Source organism: Burkholderia sp. Bp9099 (assembly GCF_003857805.1).
In the GTDB taxonomy this organism is placed as follows: Bacteria; Pseudomonadota; Gammaproteobacteria; order Burkholderiales; family Burkholderiaceae; genus Burkholderia.
The window spans coordinates 1-16,862 of sequence record NZ_QTPU01000017.1; the positions used below are offsets into that span (position 1 = coordinate 1).

Sequence of the window (16,862 nt, forward strand, 5' to 3'; positions counted from 1 at the left end):
GCCCGCCGCCGGGCTGCGGGCGGGGCGGCGGCCCCCGGGCCGGCTGCGGGGGGGGGGGGGGGGGGGGGGGGGCCCCCCCCCCCCCCCCCCCCCCCCCCCCCCCCCCCCCCCCCCCCCCCCCCCCCCCCCCCCCCCCCCCCCCCCCCCCCCCCCCCCCCCCCCGCGACTCGTGCGTTTTCTGCCGTCCGGCGGCCCGACTGTCCGGCATCGCGCCGATAACATTTCGCAAGCATCTTCCGACAAAAGGGTTGACGCTTCGCACAACGAGCCTTTACCATCGCCCCCGTCTGAATTACATGGAGTGTTCTGTGAACACCGATGCGAGTTGTAGTTGGTCCTCGACCAACTTGACTGCTGCCTGAGGAAACCGCGCAGAGCCTCGTCTTCTGCCGCATCCCGGGAAGCAGGATGCGGCGTCCTTCCGGCCTGACCGGCCAGAATCCCCCGCCGAATTTTTTCGATATCGCCGAATGTCCGCGCTGCGCAACCCTGCGTTGCAGCGTGCGTACGTTCGTGCTGCGCGCAGCGCAAGCTGCGTGTTCCGTTCGCGTGCCGTCCGGCCGCGCGCCCTCGTGCGTGCGCGGCTTCCGATCGCCCGTGCCGCCTACTCGCAACCGACAGGAGTGCAGATGAACTCGGACGACAGTAGTCGATTACCGCTCGCCGGTGCGACGCCGCGCATCGTTCCTCCGACCGCACTCCGCGCGCCGGCGAGCGTTCCCCCCTTCACCGATCCACAGCCGATCGCGCCTGATGCGACGCGGCGGGGAGCGCTCGTGCGTCGCTGACGTCACGGTCGCTCCCCGCCCGCCGCCTCGTGCGCAAGGAGCGACTCATGACACGACACAACACTTCGCAAACATCGCAAAAGAAACAGCGCGGCTTCATCAACGCCGGCCCCGGTCAGCAGAACGAACCGCGCAACATGCGCGCCGCGCAGGAAGCGGCCCGCCCGCTCGAAGAAACCTTCAAGTCGCTGCGCACCAGCACGCGCGGCCTCACCTACGACCAGGCCGCCGATCGCCTGCAGCACAATGGTCCGAACGAGATCGCGCACGACAAGCCGCCGCACTGGACGCGCCAGCTGCTGCACGCGTTCCACAATCCGTTCGTCTACGTGCTGCTGGTGCTGGCCACGATCAGCTTCTGCACCGACGTCTACTTCGCAGCGCCCGGCGATCGCGACTTCGTCGGGATGACGATCCTGCTGACGATGGTCACGATCAGCGCGCTGCTGCGCTTCGTGCAGGAATTCCGGTCGCTGCGCGCGGCCGAAAAGCTCAAGGCGATGGTCCGCACGACGGCGACCGTGCAGCGCGCGGTGACCGACGTGTCCGAGCCCGCGCGCCGCGAGGTGCCGATGCGTGAAGTGGTGGTCGGCGACATCGTGCACCTGTCGGCCGGCGACATGATCCCCGCCGACGTGCGCCTGCTCGCGTCGCGCGACCTGTTCATCAGCCAGGCCGTGCTGACCGGCGAAGCGCTGCCGGTCGAGAAATACGACACGCTCGGCGCGGTCGCCGGCAAGTCGGCCGGCGCAGGCGCGACGGGCTCGTCCGCCGCCGCGAACGATGCGTCGAAGTCGCTGCTCGATCTCGAGAACGTGTGCTTCATGGGCACCAATGTGGTGAGCGGCACCGCGACGGCCGTGGTCGTCGCGACCGGCGAAGACACCTACTTCGGTTCGCTCGCACGCAACGTCGTGAGCCACAAGCGCATCGAGACCAGCTTCGATCGCGGCGTCGCGAGCGTGAGCTGGCTGCTGATCAGGTTCATGTTCGTGATGGTGCCGATCGTGTTCATGATCAACGGCCTGACCAAGGGCGACTGGCTGAGCGCGCTTACGTTCGCGCTCGCGGTGGCCGTCGGCCTCACGCCCGAGATGCTGCCGATGATCGTGAGCGCGAACCTCGCGCGCGGCGCGATCGCGATGGCGCGTCGCAAGGTCGTCGTGAAGCGGCTGAACTCGGTGCAGAACTTCGGCGCGATGGACGTGCTGTGCACCGACAAGACCGGCACGCTCACGCAGGACAAGATCATCCTCGAGCACCATCTCGACCTGTCTGGCCACAAGAACGAGGACATCCTGCGGCTCGGCTGGCTGAACAGCTTTCATCAGAGCGGCCAGAAGAACCTGATCGACATCGCGGTGGTCGCGCGCGCCGACGAGATCGGCGAGCGCGTGAAGCCGCACGGCTACAAGAAGATCGACGAGCTGCCATTCGACTTCGTGCGGCGCCGCCTGTCGGTCGTGGTCGAGGACACGCACGGCACGCACCAGCTGATCTGCAAGGGCGCGGTCGAGGAAATGCTCGCGGTGTCGACCCACGTGCAGGACGAGGACGGCGTACGTCCGCTCGATTTCGTCGCACGCAAGCGGCTGCTCGAACAGGCGAACGCGTACAACGAGGACGGCTTCCGCGTGCTGGTGCTCGCGACGCGCACGATCCCGCGCGGCGACGAACTCGAACAATACCGCACCGCCGACGAGCGCGATCTCGTCGTGCGCGGCTTCCTGACCTTCCTCGATCCGCCGAAGGAATCGGCCGCGCCGGCGCTTGCCGCGCTGCGCGAGAACGGCGTGTCGGTGAAGGTGCTGACGGGCGACAACCCGACCGTCACGATGAAGGTCTGCCGCCAGGTCGGCCTCGAACCGGGCAAGCCGATGCTCGGCGCCGAAATCGAGGCGCTCGACGACGCGACGCTCGCCGAGGTCGTCGAACGCACGACGGTGTTCGCGAAGCTCACGCCGCTGCAGAAGGCGCGCATCGTGAAGGCGCTGCAGGCGAACGGCCACACGGTCGGCTTCCTCGGCGACGGCATCAATGACGCACCGGCGCTGCGCGACGCCGACGTCGGCATCTCGGTCGACAGCGGCGCCGACATCGCGAAGGAAACCGCCGACATCATCCTGCTCGAGAAGAGCCTGATGGTGCTCGAGGAAGGCGTGATCAAGGGCCGCGAGACGTTCGGCAACATCCTGAAGTACCTGAACATGACCGCCAGCTCGAACTTCGGCAACGTGTTCTCGGTGCTCGTCGCCAGCGCGTTCCTGCCGTGGGAGCCCATGCTCGCGACCCAGCTGCTCGTGTTGAACCTGATCTACGACACGTCGCAGATGCTGCTGCCGTGGGACAAGATGGATCCCGAGTTCCTGAAGAAGCCGCGCAAGTGGGAAGCCGGCAACATCGGCCGCTTCATGCTGTGGGTCGGGCCGACGTCGTCGGTGTTCGACATCACGACCTACGTGCTGATGTGGACCGTGTTCGGCGCGGGCGCGATGTATCACCTGCACGGCGGTTCGGGCGGCCAGATCGTGATGAACTCGGGCTGGTTCATCGAGAGCCTCGTGTCGCAGACGCTCGTCGTGCACCTGCTGCGCACGCAGAAGATCCCGTTCCTGCAGAGCACGGCCGCGCTGCCGGTGCTGCTGTCGACGTTCACTGCGATCGCGATCGGCTGCTGGCTGCCGTTCTCGCCGTTCGCGGATTCGCTCGGCTTCATGCACCTGCCGGGCACCTACTGGCTGTGGCTCGCGGCGACGATGGTCGGCTACATCCTGCTCGCGCAGATCGTCAAGACGATCTATGTGCGTCGCTACAAGCAGTGGTTCTGATCGCCTCCGAAACGACGGCGTGCCGGCCCGCGCGGGCCGGCCGCCCACGACACGACAACGGTGACTTCATGAAAAGAATGCTTTCTCTCGCGGCCGCGAGCGCCCTGCTCGCGCCGTTGTACGCGTACGCGGCCCATCCGCTCGTCAGCGACGACACGGGTACGCAGGGCAACGCGAACTGGCAGTTCGAGTTCAACGGCGAGCAAACCTCGAAACAGGACGAAAACGGTCGCCATCAATTGTGGAACGCAACGCTCACGCGCGGGTTCGGCGAGCACGTCGATCTCTACGTGAACGCGCCTTACACGCATCTGCAAACGCGCACCGACGAACACGGCGCAGGCATCGGCGATGTCGAGATCGGCATGAAGTGGCGCTTCGTCGAACGCGGGCCGCTGTCGCTTGCGCTGAAACCGCAGGTGACGATGCCGACCGGCAACGACGATCGCGGGCTCGGCACAGGCCACGTCGGCACCGGCGCCACGCTGCTCGCGCAAGCCGACGTCGCGCGCTTCTCGCTGCTCGCGAATGCGGGCCTCGCGTACCAGCCGAACCGCCAGGGCGACCTGCGCTCGGTCTGGGCCGTGTCGGCCGCGGCGCTTTACAAGGCGACCGACAAGGTGCAGCTCGTGGCCGACATCGGCCTGTCGCGCAACACCGAGAGCACGGCCGGCGCGAATCCGGCGTTCGTGATCGCGGGCGCGATCTACTCGCCGAAGCCCTGGCTCGATCTCGACGTCGGCTACCGGCATGGGCTGAACGACCAGACCTACCGTCATTCCGTCATGGGTGGGGTGACGGCGCGGTGGTGATGTTGCATGTCGAACCGCAATATGACGGGTCGCCTTCGGGCGACCCGTTTTTTCATCCGCGGTCGTTCCCACAGAACAGTTGCGCGCACACGGCGCGCCCCTCTTCGGTCAAGGCGGCGCTGCCGGTGCCGTCGTCGTTCAGCGTCGTCGCGCTCAGGCCGGCGGCGTCGAGCTGCGTCAGCACGCGGCGCAGCGTGCTCATCGGCAATTGCGTGCGCTTCGCGATCTTCGGCAGCGACCACGTTTTGCCGGACGGATCGGTCGCGGCTTCATGCAGCGTCGCGAGCGTCGCAACGAGTGCGGGATCGAGCGGGGAGTCGTCGGGTTCTGAAGTCATCGGGTCGGGTTCGTGAGCCGGCGCCGGGCCGGCATTCGGGCGGAAGGCGATCGCGGACACTATACGCCCGGTCACGCGCCCTTGATCGCGGCGCGCATGAACGACACGAAACGCGTGGTCACGGGATCGTCGCGGCCGGACAGCCACGCGAGCCCGACGCGCCATTTCGCGTCCCTGCCGGCGAGCGGCAACACGGTCGCGTCGCGCAGCAGGTACTGCGCGTGCGACGGAATGAACGCGACGCCGACCCCGGCCGCGACCGACGTGAGCACCGATTGCACGTCCTCCGCCTGCTGCGTGACCTGCGGCACGAAGCGCCGCCCGACGCACCACCGGTCGATCTGCGCGGCGAGCCCGGGGCCGCGTGCACGCTGCAACGCGATGAAGCCGATCTCGTTGAGCACGTCGAGATCGGCCGGCACGCGCTTGAAGCCGAGGTGCGGCGGCACCGCGAGCGCGAGCCCCTCGTCGATCACCTTGAACGACGACAAGCCTTCATCCGACGGCAAACGCAGGAACCCGGCGTCGAGCTTGCCGGCACGCATCCGGCGGGTTTGCTCGGACGACGACAGGTCGCTCAACGTGACCGCGACACCCGGATTGCGGCGCCTGAATTCCGCGACGAGTTTCGGCACGAGCGTCAGCACGGACAGGCAGATGCCGAGCCGCAGATGGCCGCGTTGCCCGCTGGTCGCCTCCCGTGCACGCGCGAGGATTTCGTCGGCATCGCGCACGAGCGCCTGTGCGTCGGGCAGGAAGCGTTCACCGAACGGCGTCAGCTCCGCGCCATGCCTGCCACGTTCGAACAGCTTGCCGCCGAGGCTCGCCTCGAGCGCGCCGATCTGCTTGCTAAGCGCCGGCTGGCTCATGTGCAGCGTGTCGGCCGCGCGGCTGAAATGGCTGAGTTCGGTGACCGTCAGGAAGGTTCGGAGCAGTTTCAATTCCATTCTTTTAAGGAATCGGAGCGATCGAAACATTCATTTTACTGATCGAACCGCGTGGCGTTCAATACGGGCATGCCCTTCGCGGAATTCACTGTCATGCCTGTTGATCATCTAGCCGAGTGCCTGACCGATATGTCGTGCGATACGGTCGTCGCCGACACGGGCGGTGTCGAGCCCGACACGCCGATGCCCGAGCGTCGTACCGCACGCTCTGACGGACGCGGCCGCCGCTTCCGCTTCGGCGATGCGCTGGACGACACGCCGCCGCGTGTCGTCACCGGTTCGATCGCGATCAGCTTCGCGGTCGTGTCGCGGCGGAACTGGCCGCGCTGATTCGACGCAGCGGGCGCCTTTCGCCCGCCGCACGCGTTCGGCGCTTCACAACAGCCTCGACATTCCGCCCGGATCGCACGCGATTGCGCGCACATCCATCGTCATCGCCATACAATCGACCTTATAATTTCCCGCACCCGCTGACCGCCCACGCATTTCGCGCCGCCGCAACGCGCGTGAAAAGGAGACTCTCGCTTGACCGGACTCATCGCGCGCCTGCCTCGTGCCCGGACCACCCTGCTCATCGCCCTCTCGTTCCTGACACTTGCGTTCGCAACGAACGCGACGGCGCAGCGTGCGCAGCCGCATCGCACGGCGACGCCCCATGCGCATGCGAAAGTCGTCAAGAAACAAACCGCCCACCGCAAGCACAAGGCCGTCAAGCACCGCCGCCCGCGCGTGACGCATCATGCAGTCAAGCGTCACGCGGCGCCCGCACCGCAGCACCGGCGCGCGAAACGCACGAACGCGGTTCGCCCGCGCCCCGCCGCGCAGCCGCGCCTGCTCGCGAGCTGCGGCTACAGCCCGCGCGCGGTGAGCTCGCTACATTCGCGCGCGGCCTACGTGCTCGACGTCGACTCCGGCACACCGCTGCTCGCCCGCAACGCACGCACGGTGCGGTCGATCGCGTCGATCTCGAAGCTGATGACCGCCGTCGTCGCACGCGACGCGGACCGACCGCTGAACGGCGTGCTGCGCGTCACCTCTCGCGATCGCGACACGATCAAGTTCACCGGTTCGCGGCTGCCGATCGGCGCCGAACTGTCGCGCCGCCAGATGTTCCATATCGCGCTGATGTCGTCGGAAAATCGCGCGGCCGCCGCGCTGAGCCGCGACTATCCGGGCGGCCGTGCCGCGTTCGTGAAGGCGATGAACCGCGAGGCGCGCCGGCTCGGGATGCGCGATACGCATTTCCGCGAACCGACCGGCCTGTCGCCGCACAACGTGTCGACCGCCGAGGATCTCGCGCGGCTCGTCGGCGCGGCCGCGCAGGATCCGCTGATCCGCTATTTCTCGACGGACACGTCGACCACCGTGCAGGCCGGCGACGGCGAGCTGCTGTACGTGAACTCCGATCCGCTCGTGCGTGACGGCCGCCTGCCGATCCGGCTTCAGAAAACCGGCTTCATCAACGAATCGGGGCACGGCGTCGTGATGCGCATGCGCGTGAAGGGCCGCCGCGAAACGGTCGTGTTGCTCGGCGCACCGACGCGCGCCGGCGTGTCGAGCGATGCGCTGAAGATCCATCGCTGGCTGACCTGCTCGATCCGGTAAACGCGGCGCGCGCGGCCGGCACATTCATCCACGAAGGAGCGATGCCATGCAGGACGAATACCGTTTCAACGCGTTCGGACGCCTGCTCGCCGTCGTGCGGACGAACGGCCGCTGGGCGGTGTTCGATCTCGGCACCGAAGGCAAGCGGCGACCGGCCAACCTGCACGTTCCGTCCGCGCTCGCCGCGGACGAACTCGCGCAATATCTCGGCGACCTGCTGCACGAAAATGCGTCGCCGAAGTACAACGACGTCGTGCCGGTTCCGTTGCCGCGCCGCGCGTAGCGTCCGGCCGCCAATCGGCTGTTGCCGAGCCTCCGCCCGCGGTTCTCCCCAACCGGCCTCGCCGGCGCATCGTGCGTCGGGACGCGGTGCGTCGTACGTCATGCGCCGTGCATCGCGAACGCCCGCCAAACTAGACAGTTAAACTTGCAAGTTTAACTGTCGTGTTCTATGATCCGCCGCATGACTCCGCCACGCACAGCCCGCATTTCCGCCGACACCGTCGCCGCCGACTTGACCCTCGCGGTCGGCCAGCTGATTCGACGGCTGCGCGCCGAGATCGAATCCGAAGGGCTCGGCATGTCGCAGACGAGTGCGCTCGCGCGGCTCGAACGACAGGGCCCCATGACGACCGCCGATCTCGCGCGCGCCGAGGCGATGAAGCCGCAGTCGATGAAGGCGATTCTCGCGAGTCTCGAGGAAGACGGGCTCGTCGAACGCGAGCCGCATCCGACCGACGGCCGCCAGATCCTGTTCCTGCTGACCGCGGCCGGCCTGGCGGCACGGCGCAAGCGCGACACCGCGAAGCACAAGTGGCTCGGCGCCGCGATCGAGAAGCTCGATGCCGAAGACCTCCGCACACTCGCCGCCGCGATTCCGCTGATCCGGCGCATCGGCGAGCAGTGATCCCGCGTGCGTGCCGCGCGGCATTCGTACGGCACGTGCCCCTTCTCCCCATGCACGGAGCATCCGCATCATGAGCACAACCCGTCTCGACACGCATACGGCACTCGTCGTCATCGACCTGCAAAAGGGCATCGTCGCGCTGCCCACCGCCCACCCGGTCGCACCGGTGATCGAGCGCACGCGCGAACTGCTCGATGCCTTCCGCAGCCGCGGCCTGCCGGTCGTGCTCGTCAACGTCGCCGGCGGCGCACCGGGCCGGACACAACTGCCGCCGCGCAAGGAGCCGTTCCCGGCCGACTGGGCCGAGCTCCTGCCCGAACTGAACCGCCAGCCGGGCGACCACGCCGTGACGAAGAAGACCTGGGGCGCATTCACCGGCACCGATCTCGACGCGCACCTGAAGGCGGCCGGCGTCACGCAGATCGTGCTGGCCGGCATCGCGACGAGCATCGGCGTCGAATCGACGGCCCGACAGGCGCACGAACTCGGCTATAACGTGACGCTCGCGGTCGATGCGATGACCGACCTCAACGTGGACGCGCACACGAACAGCGTCGAACGGCTGTTCCCGCGTCTCGGCGAAACGGGCTCGACGCACGAGATCGTCGCGCTGCTCGACCGCCGCGGCGCGTGAACGACCCACGCGCGCGGCCGGCGCCGGGCCGTGCGGCCGAACGGCTCGGTCCGTCGATCTGGAAAGTCAGCGCGGTCGCGACGCTCGGCTCGCTGCTGTCGCAACTCGACGCGACGATCGTCAACGTCTCGCTGTCGAGCCTCGCGACCGACCTGCACGCGAGCCTGTCGACGATCCAGTGGGTGACGAGCGGCTACCTGCTCGCGCTCACGCTGGTGTTGCCGCTGAACGGCTGGCTGGTCGATCGCATCGGCGCGAAGGCGCTGTACCTGTGGTGTTTCTCCGCGTTCACGCTGACGTCGGCGCTGTGCGGGCTCGCGTGGTCCGCGCCGTCGCTGATCGCGTTCCGCGTGCTGCAAGGCGTCAGCGGCGGGCTGCTCGCGCCGATGGCGCAGATGATGATCGCGCGCGTGGCCGGCCAGCAGATGGCGCGCGTGATCGGCTATGCGGCGGTACCCGTGCTGATCGCACCGATCCTGGGGCCGGTCGTCGCCGGTACGATCCTGCAGTACGCGTCGTGGCGCTGGCTGTTTCTCGTGAACCTGCCGGTCGGCGCGCTGGCGCTGGCACTGGCCGTGTGGTTCCTGCCCGGCGACCGCGAGGAAACGCAGCAGCGCGAACTCGACTGGGTCGGCCTCGCGCTGCTGTCGCCGGCGCTCGTTCTGTTCCTGTATGGCGCGGAGCGCATCGACGCGGTGCCCGGCATCGCCGCGATCGCGGGCTCGGTGCTGCTGCTCGCCGCGTTCCTGCGCGTCCAGCTGCGCAAAGGCGAGCGGGCGCTGATCGACCTCGCGCTGTTTCGCTCGCGCGTGTTCGGCGCGGCGGCGGCCACGCAGTTTCTGTCGAACGGCGCGATCTACGCGGGCCAGATGCTGATTCCGGTGTTCCTGATCGAGGCGTGCGGCCGCTCGCCCGGCGAGATGGGCTGGCTGCTGGCGCCGCTCGGGCTCGGCATGCTCGTCACCTATCCGTCGATGGGCGCGCTGACCGGCCGGTTCGGCGTGCGCCGGCTGGCCGCCGCCGGCGCGCTGCTGGCGCTCGCCGCGACGCTGCCGTTCGTGTATCTCGCGCTGGCCGGCTACGATCCCGCCGTGCTGGTGCCCGCGCTGTTTCTGCGCGGGATGGGCCAGAGCGCGATCGGCGCGCCGTCGATTTCCGCCGCGTATGCGTCGGTCGAGCGGCACAACCTGCCGATGGCGACGACGTCGCTCAATATCGTCCAGCGCCTCGGCGGCCCGACGTTCACGACGATGTGCACGCTGTTTCTCGCGTGGCGGCTGCAGGCCGAATCCGCGTCGACGGGCGGCACGCACGGGGCCGCCTACGCGTGGACGTTCGGCCTGCTTTGCGCACTGCATGCGGCGAGCTTCGCGACGACACTGCGGCTGCCGCGATGGTCGAGCGGCGCGGGCGGACGGCCCGCCAGGGCCGCGCGGGACGGTTCTCGCTGAGTGTCGCGGCTGCGCCGTGCGCGCAGCGCCGCTGCTACAGCCACATCGGCACGATCGACGCCGCGAGCAGGATCCCCAAGCCCGCATTCACGCAACGCCACTGCCGCTCCGTGCGCAGCACGCGCGCGAACAGCAGCCCGGCACAACACCAGAGCGACAGCGACGCCATCGCCGCCACGCCGAACGCCAGCCCGAGCAACGCGCCGAGCCGCACGGGGCCGGACGCGAGCGCGGCGAACGACGCGGCCGCGCCGAGCGTCATCGCCCAGCCCTTCGGGTTGTGCCACAGCATCCATACGCCGCTGACGAATCCTTGCGGCCGCTGCACGGCCGCGTCGACACCGGGCTTGCCGCCGCGCGCGATGCGCGTGGCCAGCCACAGCAGATACAGCGAGCCGAGCACCTTCATCCCGAGCTGCAGCGCGGGCAGGGCCAGCAACACGCTGCCGAGCCCGGCCGCGGCGGCGGCGGCCATCGATGCCAGGCCGGCCGCGATGCCCGTCATCATCGGCAGCGAACGCCGATAGCCGAAATGCGCGCCCGATGCGGTTGCGAGGGTCGTCGCGCCACCCGGTGTCACCGTGGACACGATCACGAACAACAGCAGCGGCAAATAGTCTTGAAGCGGCACACGGGCTCCCGGTTCGGGTCGTCGAAGCTCCGTTTTACCCGCGCTCCGTGCATTACGACAGCGAAAGCTTTTTATGCCAGTCATTAGCATTCATAATGCGAACCATGACACGCAACCTCGACATCGCCCTGCTTCGCGCCTTCGTCACGGTCGCCGATCACGGCAGCATGACGGCGGCGAGCCGCGCGCTGCACCTGACGCAAGGCGCGGTCAGCCAGCAGGTCGCGCGGCTCGAAACGCTGTCCGGCCCGCTGTTCGTGCGCGAGCATCGCAACCTGCTGCTCACGGCGGACGGCGAGCGTCTGCTCGCGCAGGCGCGCCGGCTGCTCGCCGCGCACGACGCGCTGCTGACCGAGCTGACGGCCGGTGCGATGGAAGGCGCTGTGCGCATCGGCGCGCCGCAGGATCTCGTCGGCAGCTGTCTCGCGCCGATCCTGAAAGGCTATGCGCACGCGCATCCGCAAGTCGCGCTGTCGCTCGTGTGCGCGGCGTCGCCCGCACTGCGCAAGGCGCTCAGGCAAGGCGAGATCGATGTCGCGCTGATCGAGGCGCCGGTCGGGCCGTCGCGCGGCGAATGCATCGCCGTCGACCGTCTGGTCTGGGTCGGCGCGAAAGGCGGTAGCGCCCATCTGCAGACGCCGCTGCCCGTGTCGATGGTCGACCAGACCTGCGCGTTCCGCCCGACCGTGCTCGACGCGCTACGGGCCTGCGATCGCGCGTGGCGCACCGTGTTCGAGAACGGCAGCATCGACGCGACGGCCGCGACCGTGCGCTCCGATCTCGCGGTGACCGTCTGGCTCGCGTCCACCGTGCCGGCCGATCTCGACATTCTGCCGGCCGACAGCGGCCTGCCCGCCCTGCCGAACTTCGCGATCAACCTGCATCTGCCGCGCGGCCAGCACGCGCCGGCCGCGGCGGAACTGGCCCGCCATTTGCGCAACGGCTTCGCGCGCGTGCGCGCAGCCGCTTAGCGGTGAAGCTTCCCGCGTTCCACTTCCCGCGTTCCGCCTCCCGCCTCCCGCGTTCCCCCAGCTTTCCGCCTTCCGCCTTCCACCTTCCAATTTCCGCTACGTGACCCCCGGCTCCTGCTGCGCCGGCGTCACGCCCGCCGCTTCCAGCGCCTGGTGCAGCGTCGGGAAAATGCACGACGCGCCGACGATCTCCGTGATCCGGTGGCGCTCCATATCGGCGAGCAGGTAGCGGTTCACGCGCCCGAACAGCACGCCGATCCGGCGCGCGTGCAGCGCCTTGACGAGATCGGTGATCGTCCGCGCGGCCGAGTAATCGAGATCGGTGATCGCGCCCGCGTCGACGATGAACCAGCGCAGCGGTACCGGCGACGCGTCGACGAGTTCGGTCACTTCGGCGGCGAACCGATGGTCGTTCGCGAAGAACAGGTCGGAGCCGAACCGGTAGACGATCAGCCCCGGCGCCGTCATCGCGCCCGGCCGGGCCGGCACCGGCAGCCACCGCCCGTTGCCGTCGGCGGCTTCGAGCACCATCGTGTGCGGCTGATAGCTGTGGCGCACGTGCCGCATCAGCGACAGCGCGACGGCCAGCAGGATCCCGTGCTCGACACCGACCGTCACGACGGCCGCGGCGGTGACGAGCGCGAGCGTGAATTCGCCAGGGCTTTCCCTGCGGATCGCCGCGAGGCTGCGCACGTCGATCAGCCCGAGCGCGATCGTGAACACGATGCCGGCCAGCACCGCATGCGGCAGGTACTGCAGATACGCACTCAGGAACAGCAGCACCGCCGCGACGACCGCGGCGAACGCCAGATGCCCGATCTGGCTGCGCACGCCCGCGCCGTCGGCCATCGCGGTCTGCGTCGGGCTGCCGTTGACGACGAACGCGCCGCCCACCGCCGCCGCCGCGTTCGCGGCCGCGAGCCCGAGGATGTCGGCGTTGGTGTCGACGTCCTCGCCGTACTGCTGCGCGAACACGCGGGCCGCCGCCGCGCTCTGCGCGATGATCATCACGAAGCACGACGCGGCGACCGGCACGAGATCGAGGAACTGCTGCCACGTGACGGACGGCCAGCGCAGCGGCGGCAAGCCGCCCGCGACGGGCCCGAGCACGGCGATGCCTTGCGCGGCGAAGCCGAACCAGTCGCTCGCGGCGATGCTGCCCGCCACCGCGATCATCGGCATCGGCACGCGCGGCACAAAGCGCTTGCACGCGAGAATCGCGACGACGACGAGCGCCGCGAGCGCGAGCGTCGGCCGATGCGCGTGGATCGCATGCGTGACGACGTAGTCGAGCTGGGCGACGCTGCGCGATGCCGGATACGGCACGGACAAGCCGAGCATGTCGCCGAGCATCGCGATCGATACTTGCACGCCGACGCCGGCCAGGAATCCGACCAGCACCGTGCGCGACAGGAAATCGGCGAGAAAGCCGAGCTTGAAGATGCGCGCGAGCATCAGCATCGCGGCGGTCAGCAGCGCGACCATGCCGGCCAGCGCGACGTACTCGGCGCTGCCCGCCGGCGCCATCGACGACAGGCGGCTCGCGAAAATGGTCGCGGTCGCGGAGTCGGCGGCGACCACCAGATGGCGCGACGCGCCGAAGCAAGCGAACGCGATCAGCGGCAGGAACACGGTATAGAGGCCCGTCACGGCCGGCATGCCGGCGATGCGCGCATAGCCGAGCACCTGCGGGATATCCATCGACGCGAGCGAGATGCCCGCGAACACGTCGCGGATGGCCGACGCGCGCCGAACCGGCAGAATGCCCTTCAGCAGCCGCACGCGTGACGGCTGGCTTTCGTTGGAATCTTGCATGCGTGAAATGCGTGGTTGACCGGAACGACGTGGAAGCGGGGTTCGCGAAGCCGTTCGCGCATCGTGCCCCGAGCGGGCGATGCGTGGCAAGTGCACAGTATGTTGCGCGGCGTGAACACACTGACTCAAGGACTCAAGGACTCGAGGAAAATCCGCGCAACGGCGAGAATGTTGAGGAGCCCTGCGTCACGCATTCGCGACATCCGGCCGGAACCCGATGGCACAATCACGGTCCCTTTCATGTGCCCTTCACCGGGCGCGCGCCGCGTCGCGGTACAGATTCAACGCACGAGAAGGCCCCTGTCCACCCTTATGACCCTGAACGAATCCTGGTTTGCGCCGCTCGTCGGCATCCTCATCCTGCTCGCCGCCGCCGGCGCGATCGCCGCCGCCGTCCATTTCCTGCTGTTCCGCGTGGTCGCGCGCCTCGCGCGGCTGTCGGCCACCCGCATCGACGACGCGCTGTTCGAGTTCGGCGCATTCAAGTGGCTGAACCGCATCGTGCCGTTCGTCGTGATCAAGCTCGGGCTCGGCGCGGTGCCCGGCATTCCCGCCGTGGCCGCGCAGGCTGCCGACAAGGTGCTGTTCGCGCTGATCGTGTTCCTGGTGTCGATGACGATCAGCGCGACGCTGTCCGCGCTCGAACACTCGCATCGCACGAGCCGGCGCGACCAGCCGCGCCTGTCGCTGAAAGGCGCGATGCAGCTCGTCAAGCTCGTGATGTTCATCACGGCCGCGCTCGTCGTGATCGGCGACGCGACCGGCAAGCAGATCGGCCTGCTGCTGTCGGGCATCGGCGCGATGTCGGCGGTGCTGATGCTGATCTTCAAGGACACGCTGCTCGGCCTCGTCGCCGGCGTGCAGCTGTCGTCGAACGACATGCTGCGGATCGGCGACTGGATCACGATGCCGTCGGCCGGCGCGGACGGCACCGTCATCGACATCACGCTGAACACGGTCAAGGTCGCGAACTTCGATCACACGATCATCACGGTGCCGACCTGGAAGCTGATCACCGAGAGCTACCAGAACTGGCGCGGGATGACCGAGGCCGGCGGGCGCCGCATCAAGCGTGCGCTGTTCATCGACGCGACGAGCGTGCGCTTTCTCGGCAACGACGAGATCGAACGGCTCGAACGCCTGACGCTGCTGAAGGACTACCTGGCAGACAAGGTCGACGCGATCGCGCAATGGAACGGCACGCTCGGCGCGGCCGGCGAATGCCCGGCGAACCGCCGCCAGCTGACGAATCTCGGCACCTTCCGCGCGTACGTCGCGAACTACCTGAAGGGCCATCCGCACATTCGCCGCGACATGACGTCCATGGCGCGCCAGCTGCCGCTGACGGCCGAAGGCATTCCGCTCGAACTGTACTGCTTCACCGACACGACGACCTGGGTCGATTACGAGGCGATCCAGTCCGACCTGTTCGATCACCTGATCGCGGTGCTGCCGGAGTTCGGGCTGCGTGTGTACCAGCATCCGTCGGGCTTCGACATGCGCCGGATGGTCGACACGGCGCAAGCCGGACTGCCCGCGCCGTCCGCGCGGTGACGCTTGCCTGCGCGGCCGGCAACGGGTCGCCGCCAGGAACGCGGTGTCGCGGCGGGCGCCGCGCCGCTCACCGCCCCGCGCACTCGGATGCGAGCCGCCCCACCACCTTCAGCGCCTCCTCGATCTGCCGCGACCACGGATAGCTGTAGTTGAGCCGGATGAAGTGCCGATAATCGGCGGTTGCCGAGAACATGTGGCCGGGCCCGATCGTGATCCCTTGCGCGAGCGCGAGCGCATACAGCTTCATCGCATCGACCTGCCGCGGCAGCTCGACCCACAGCACGTACCCGCCCTGCGGCTGCGACAACCGCGTGCCTGCCGGGAAGAAGCGCCGCACCATCGCGCTCATCAGGCTCGCCTGCTGCGCATACTGCTTGCGCATCCGCCGCAGATGAAAATCGTAGCCGTCGTGCTTCAGGTATTCGGCGATCGCGAGCTGCTCGATCGCGGGCGTCGCGAGCGTGTTCAGGAATTTCAGTTTCTCGACCTGGTCGCGGTAGCGGCCGGGCATCGCCCAGCCGATCCGGTAGCGCGGCGACAGGCTCTTCGTGAACGATGCGCAATGCAGCACGAGCCCGTCGCGGTCGTACGACTTCAGCGCGCTCGGCGTCGTGTCGCCGAAATGCAGCTCGTGATAGACGTCGTTCTCGATCGCGGGCACGCCGTGCTTCGCGAGCAGCTCGACGAGCGCGCGCTTGCGTGCATCGGGCATCTGGAAGCCGAGCGGATTCTGGAAATTCGGCATCACCATGCACGCGGCGATGCGCTCGCGCGCGAGGATCCGTTCGAGCGCGTCGAGATCGATGCCGTCGCCCGGATGGGTCGCCACCTCCAGCGCGCGCATGCCCATCCGCTCGATCGCGTGCAGCATCGCGTAGAACGTCGGCGACTCCACCGCGATCGTGTCGCCCGGTTTCGCGACCGCCTGCAGGCACAGGTTGATCGCCTCGGTCGCGCCGATCGTCATCACGATCTCGCCCGGCTCGACCGGAATTCCGCGCTCCGCGTAGCGCCGCGCGATCTGGCGGATCAGCTCCGGGTTGCCGGGCGGCAGGTCGTCGATCACGCCCCAGCGCGTGCGGCGCCGCCCGATCGTCTGCGCGTAGCGTGCGAGACGCTGCACCGGGAACTGCGACGCATCGGGATACGGCGAGCCGAGCGGCACCGCGTCGTCGCGCGAGATCGTGCGCAACGTCGACAGCACGAGCCGGCTCACGTCCACCGCCGACGGCTCGGCCGCCGGCGCCGACATGTGCAGCTCTGCCTCGGCCGGCGCCGTGGCGCGCGCCCGCACGAAGTAGCCCGACTGCGGCCGGCTCTCGATCAGGCCGCGGCTCTCCAGCACGAGGTACGCGCGCAGCACGGTCGTGACGCTGAGCTGCTGCTGCCGGCTCGCCTGGCGCACCGACGGAATCCGCTCGCCGGGCCGGTACACGCCGCGCTCGATCTGCGCCTGCAGATCGTCGGCCAGTTGTTCGTAACGCTTCACGCGCCTCCCTTTCAACTTCCCTTCAACAACACAGTTGCGGTCCGCACTGCCCGGATGGCCGAAACTGTACTCTTTTTTGAAGATGAAAGGTGT

At 68.5% G+C, this 16,862-nt stretch carries 15 protein-coding genes; 10 read left to right on the forward strand and 5 right to left on the reverse strand.

What is annotated here, in order from left to right; all coding sequences use genetic code 11:
- The first annotated feature begins 835 nt into the window (after positions 1 to 835).
- Entirely contained in the window at positions 836 to 3,616 is a 2,781-nt protein-coding gene (gene mgtA, locus DIE17_RS20515) for a magnesium-translocating P-type ATPase (protein ID WP_124894294.1), read from the forward strand.
- A 68-nt stretch (positions 3,617 to 3,684) separates the two neighbouring features.
- Positions 3,685 to 4,428 (forward strand): transporter, encoded by a 744-nt coding sequence (locus DIE17_RS20520; protein ID WP_124921232.1) that lies wholly within the window; start codon positions 3,685 to 3,687, stop codon positions 4,426 to 4,428.
- A gap of 52 nt (positions 4,429 to 4,480) precedes the next feature.
- Here the strand turns inward: DIE17_RS20520 and DIE17_RS20525 are convergent, their stop codons facing one another.
- On the reverse strand, positions 4,481 to 4,765 hold the full coding sequence (locus DIE17_RS20525; RefSeq protein WP_124921233.1) for a transcriptional regulator: 285 nt from the start codon (positions 4,763 to 4,765) through the stop codon (positions 4,481 to 4,483).
- Between the two features lie 71 nt (positions 4,766 to 4,836).
- The gene (locus DIE17_RS20530; RefSeq protein WP_124921234.1) at positions 4,837 to 5,712 is read right to left on the reverse strand and encodes a LysR family transcriptional regulator; all 876 of its coding nucleotides are present in this window, start codon (positions 5,710 to 5,712) and stop codon (positions 4,837 to 4,839) included.
- A gap of 93 nt (positions 5,713 to 5,805) precedes the next feature.
- Between DIE17_RS20530 and DIE17_RS20535 the strand changes: the two genes are divergently transcribed.
- The 6 genes from DIE17_RS20535 (at position 5,806) to DIE17_RS20560 (ending at position 10,309) form a co-directional block, all read left to right on the forward strand.
- Positions 5,806 to 6,042 (forward strand): hypothetical protein, encoded by a 237-nt coding sequence (locus tag DIE17_RS20535; protein WP_185500292.1) that lies wholly within the window; start codon positions 5,806 to 5,808, stop codon positions 6,040 to 6,042.
- 195 nt (positions 6,043 to 6,237) lie between these two features.
- The gene (locus DIE17_RS20540) at positions 6,238 to 7,317 is read left to right on the forward strand and encodes a serine hydrolase (protein ID WP_124921235.1); all 1,080 of its coding nucleotides are present in this window, start codon (positions 6,238 to 6,240) and stop codon (positions 7,315 to 7,317) included.
- Positions 7,318 to 7,363: 46 nt separating this feature from the next.
- A complete protein-coding gene (locus DIE17_RS20545) occupies positions 7,364 to 7,600 on the forward strand; it encodes a hypothetical protein (protein WP_044843266.1) in 237 nt (78 codons plus the stop codon).
- 168 nt (positions 7,601 to 7,768) lie between these two features.
- On the forward strand, positions 7,769 to 8,224 hold the full coding sequence (locus tag DIE17_RS20550; RefSeq protein ID WP_124921236.1) for a MarR family winged helix-turn-helix transcriptional regulator: 456 nt from the start codon (positions 7,769 to 7,771) through the stop codon (positions 8,222 to 8,224).
- Between the two features lie 70 nt (positions 8,225 to 8,294).
- Entirely contained in the window at positions 8,295 to 8,858 is a 564-nt protein-coding gene (locus DIE17_RS20555) for an isochorismatase family protein (protein WP_124921237.1), read from the forward strand.
- Complete coding sequence (locus DIE17_RS20560; RefSeq protein WP_124921238.1) at positions 8,855 to 10,309, forward strand: DHA2 family efflux MFS transporter permease subunit; 1,455 nt, start codon at positions 8,855 to 8,857, stop codon at positions 10,307 to 10,309. Before DIE17_RS20555 ends, DIE17_RS20560 begins: the two co-directional genes overlap by 4 nt.
- 34 nt (positions 10,310 to 10,343) lie before the next feature.
- Here the strand turns inward: DIE17_RS20560 and DIE17_RS20565 are convergent, their stop codons facing one another.
- Positions 10,344 to 10,940 (reverse strand): LysE family translocator, encoded by a 597-nt coding sequence (locus DIE17_RS20565; protein WP_124489625.1) that lies wholly within the window; start codon positions 10,938 to 10,940, stop codon positions 10,344 to 10,346.
- A 95-nt stretch (positions 10,941 to 11,035) separates the two neighbouring features.
- On the opposite strand from DIE17_RS20565, the gene DIE17_RS20570 reads away from it, so the two are divergent.
- Positions 11,036 to 11,911 (forward strand): LysR substrate-binding domain-containing protein, encoded by an 876-nt coding sequence (locus tag DIE17_RS20570; RefSeq protein ID WP_044843261.1) that lies wholly within the window; start codon positions 11,036 to 11,038, stop codon positions 11,909 to 11,911.
- A 96-nt stretch (positions 11,912 to 12,007) separates the two neighbouring features.
- Here DIE17_RS20570 and DIE17_RS20575 read toward each other — a convergent pair whose 3' ends face one another.
- Positions 12,008 to 13,726: a SulP family inorganic anion transporter gene (locus DIE17_RS20575; protein ID WP_124921239.1), complete on the reverse strand. Its 1,719-nt coding sequence runs from the start codon at positions 13,724 to 13,726 to the stop codon at positions 12,008 to 12,010.
- 312 nt (positions 13,727 to 14,038) lie between these two features.
- On the opposite strand from DIE17_RS20575, the gene DIE17_RS20580 reads away from it, so the two are divergent.
- A complete protein-coding gene (locus DIE17_RS20580; protein WP_124921240.1) occupies positions 14,039 to 15,280 on the forward strand; it encodes a mechanosensitive ion channel family protein in 1,242 nt (413 codons plus the stop codon).
- Positions 15,281 to 15,347: 67 nt separating this feature from the next.
- Here the strand turns inward: DIE17_RS20580 and DIE17_RS20585 are convergent, their stop codons facing one another.
- Positions 15,348 to 16,769 carry a PLP-dependent aminotransferase family protein gene (locus tag DIE17_RS20585; RefSeq protein WP_124921241.1) on the reverse strand — a complete coding sequence of 474 codons (1,422 nt, stop codon included), beginning with the start codon at positions 16,767 to 16,769 and terminating at the stop codon, positions 15,348 to 15,350.
- Positions 16,770 to 16,862: the final 93 nt, after the last annotated feature.

Excerpts from the sequence above, each read along its gene's own strand:
- mgtA (WP_124894294.1), top strand. The coding sequence starts at position 836 with ATGACACGACACAACACTTCGCAAACATCGCAAAAGAAACAGCGCGGC.
- DIE17_RS20520 (WP_124921232.1), top strand. The coding sequence starts at position 3,685 with ATGAAAAGAATGCTTTCTCTCGCGGCCGCGAGCGCCCTGCTCGCGCCG.
- DIE17_RS20525 (WP_124921233.1), bottom strand. The coding sequence starts at position 4,765 with ATGACTTCAGAACCCGACGACTCCCCGCTCGATCCCGCACTCGTTGCG.
- DIE17_RS20530 (WP_124921234.1), bottom strand. The coding sequence starts at position 5,712 with ATGGAATTGAAACTGCTCCGAACCTTCCTGACGGTCACCGAACTCAGC.
- DIE17_RS20535 (WP_185500292.1), top strand. The coding sequence starts at position 5,806 with ATGCCTGTTGATCATCTAGCCGAGTGCCTGACCGATATGTCGTGCGAT.
- DIE17_RS20545 (WP_044843266.1), top strand. The coding sequence starts at position 7,364 with ATGCAGGACGAATACCGTTTCAACGCGTTCGGACGCCTGCTCGCCGTC.
- DIE17_RS20550 (WP_124921236.1), top strand. The coding sequence starts at position 7,769 with ATGATCCGCCGCATGACTCCGCCACGCACAGCCCGCATTTCCGCCGAC.
- DIE17_RS20555 (WP_124921237.1), top strand. The coding sequence starts at position 8,295 with ATGAGCACAACCCGTCTCGACACGCATACGGCACTCGTCGTCATCGAC.
- DIE17_RS20570 (WP_044843261.1), top strand. The coding sequence starts at position 11,036 with ATGCGAACCATGACACGCAACCTCGACATCGCCCTGCTTCGCGCCTTC.
- DIE17_RS20575 (WP_124921239.1), bottom strand. The coding sequence starts at position 13,726 with ATGCAAGATTCCAACGAAAGCCAGCCGTCACGCGTGCGGCTGCTGAAG.
- DIE17_RS20580 (WP_124921240.1), top strand. The coding sequence starts at position 14,039 with ATGACCCTGAACGAATCCTGGTTTGCGCCGCTCGTCGGCATCCTCATC.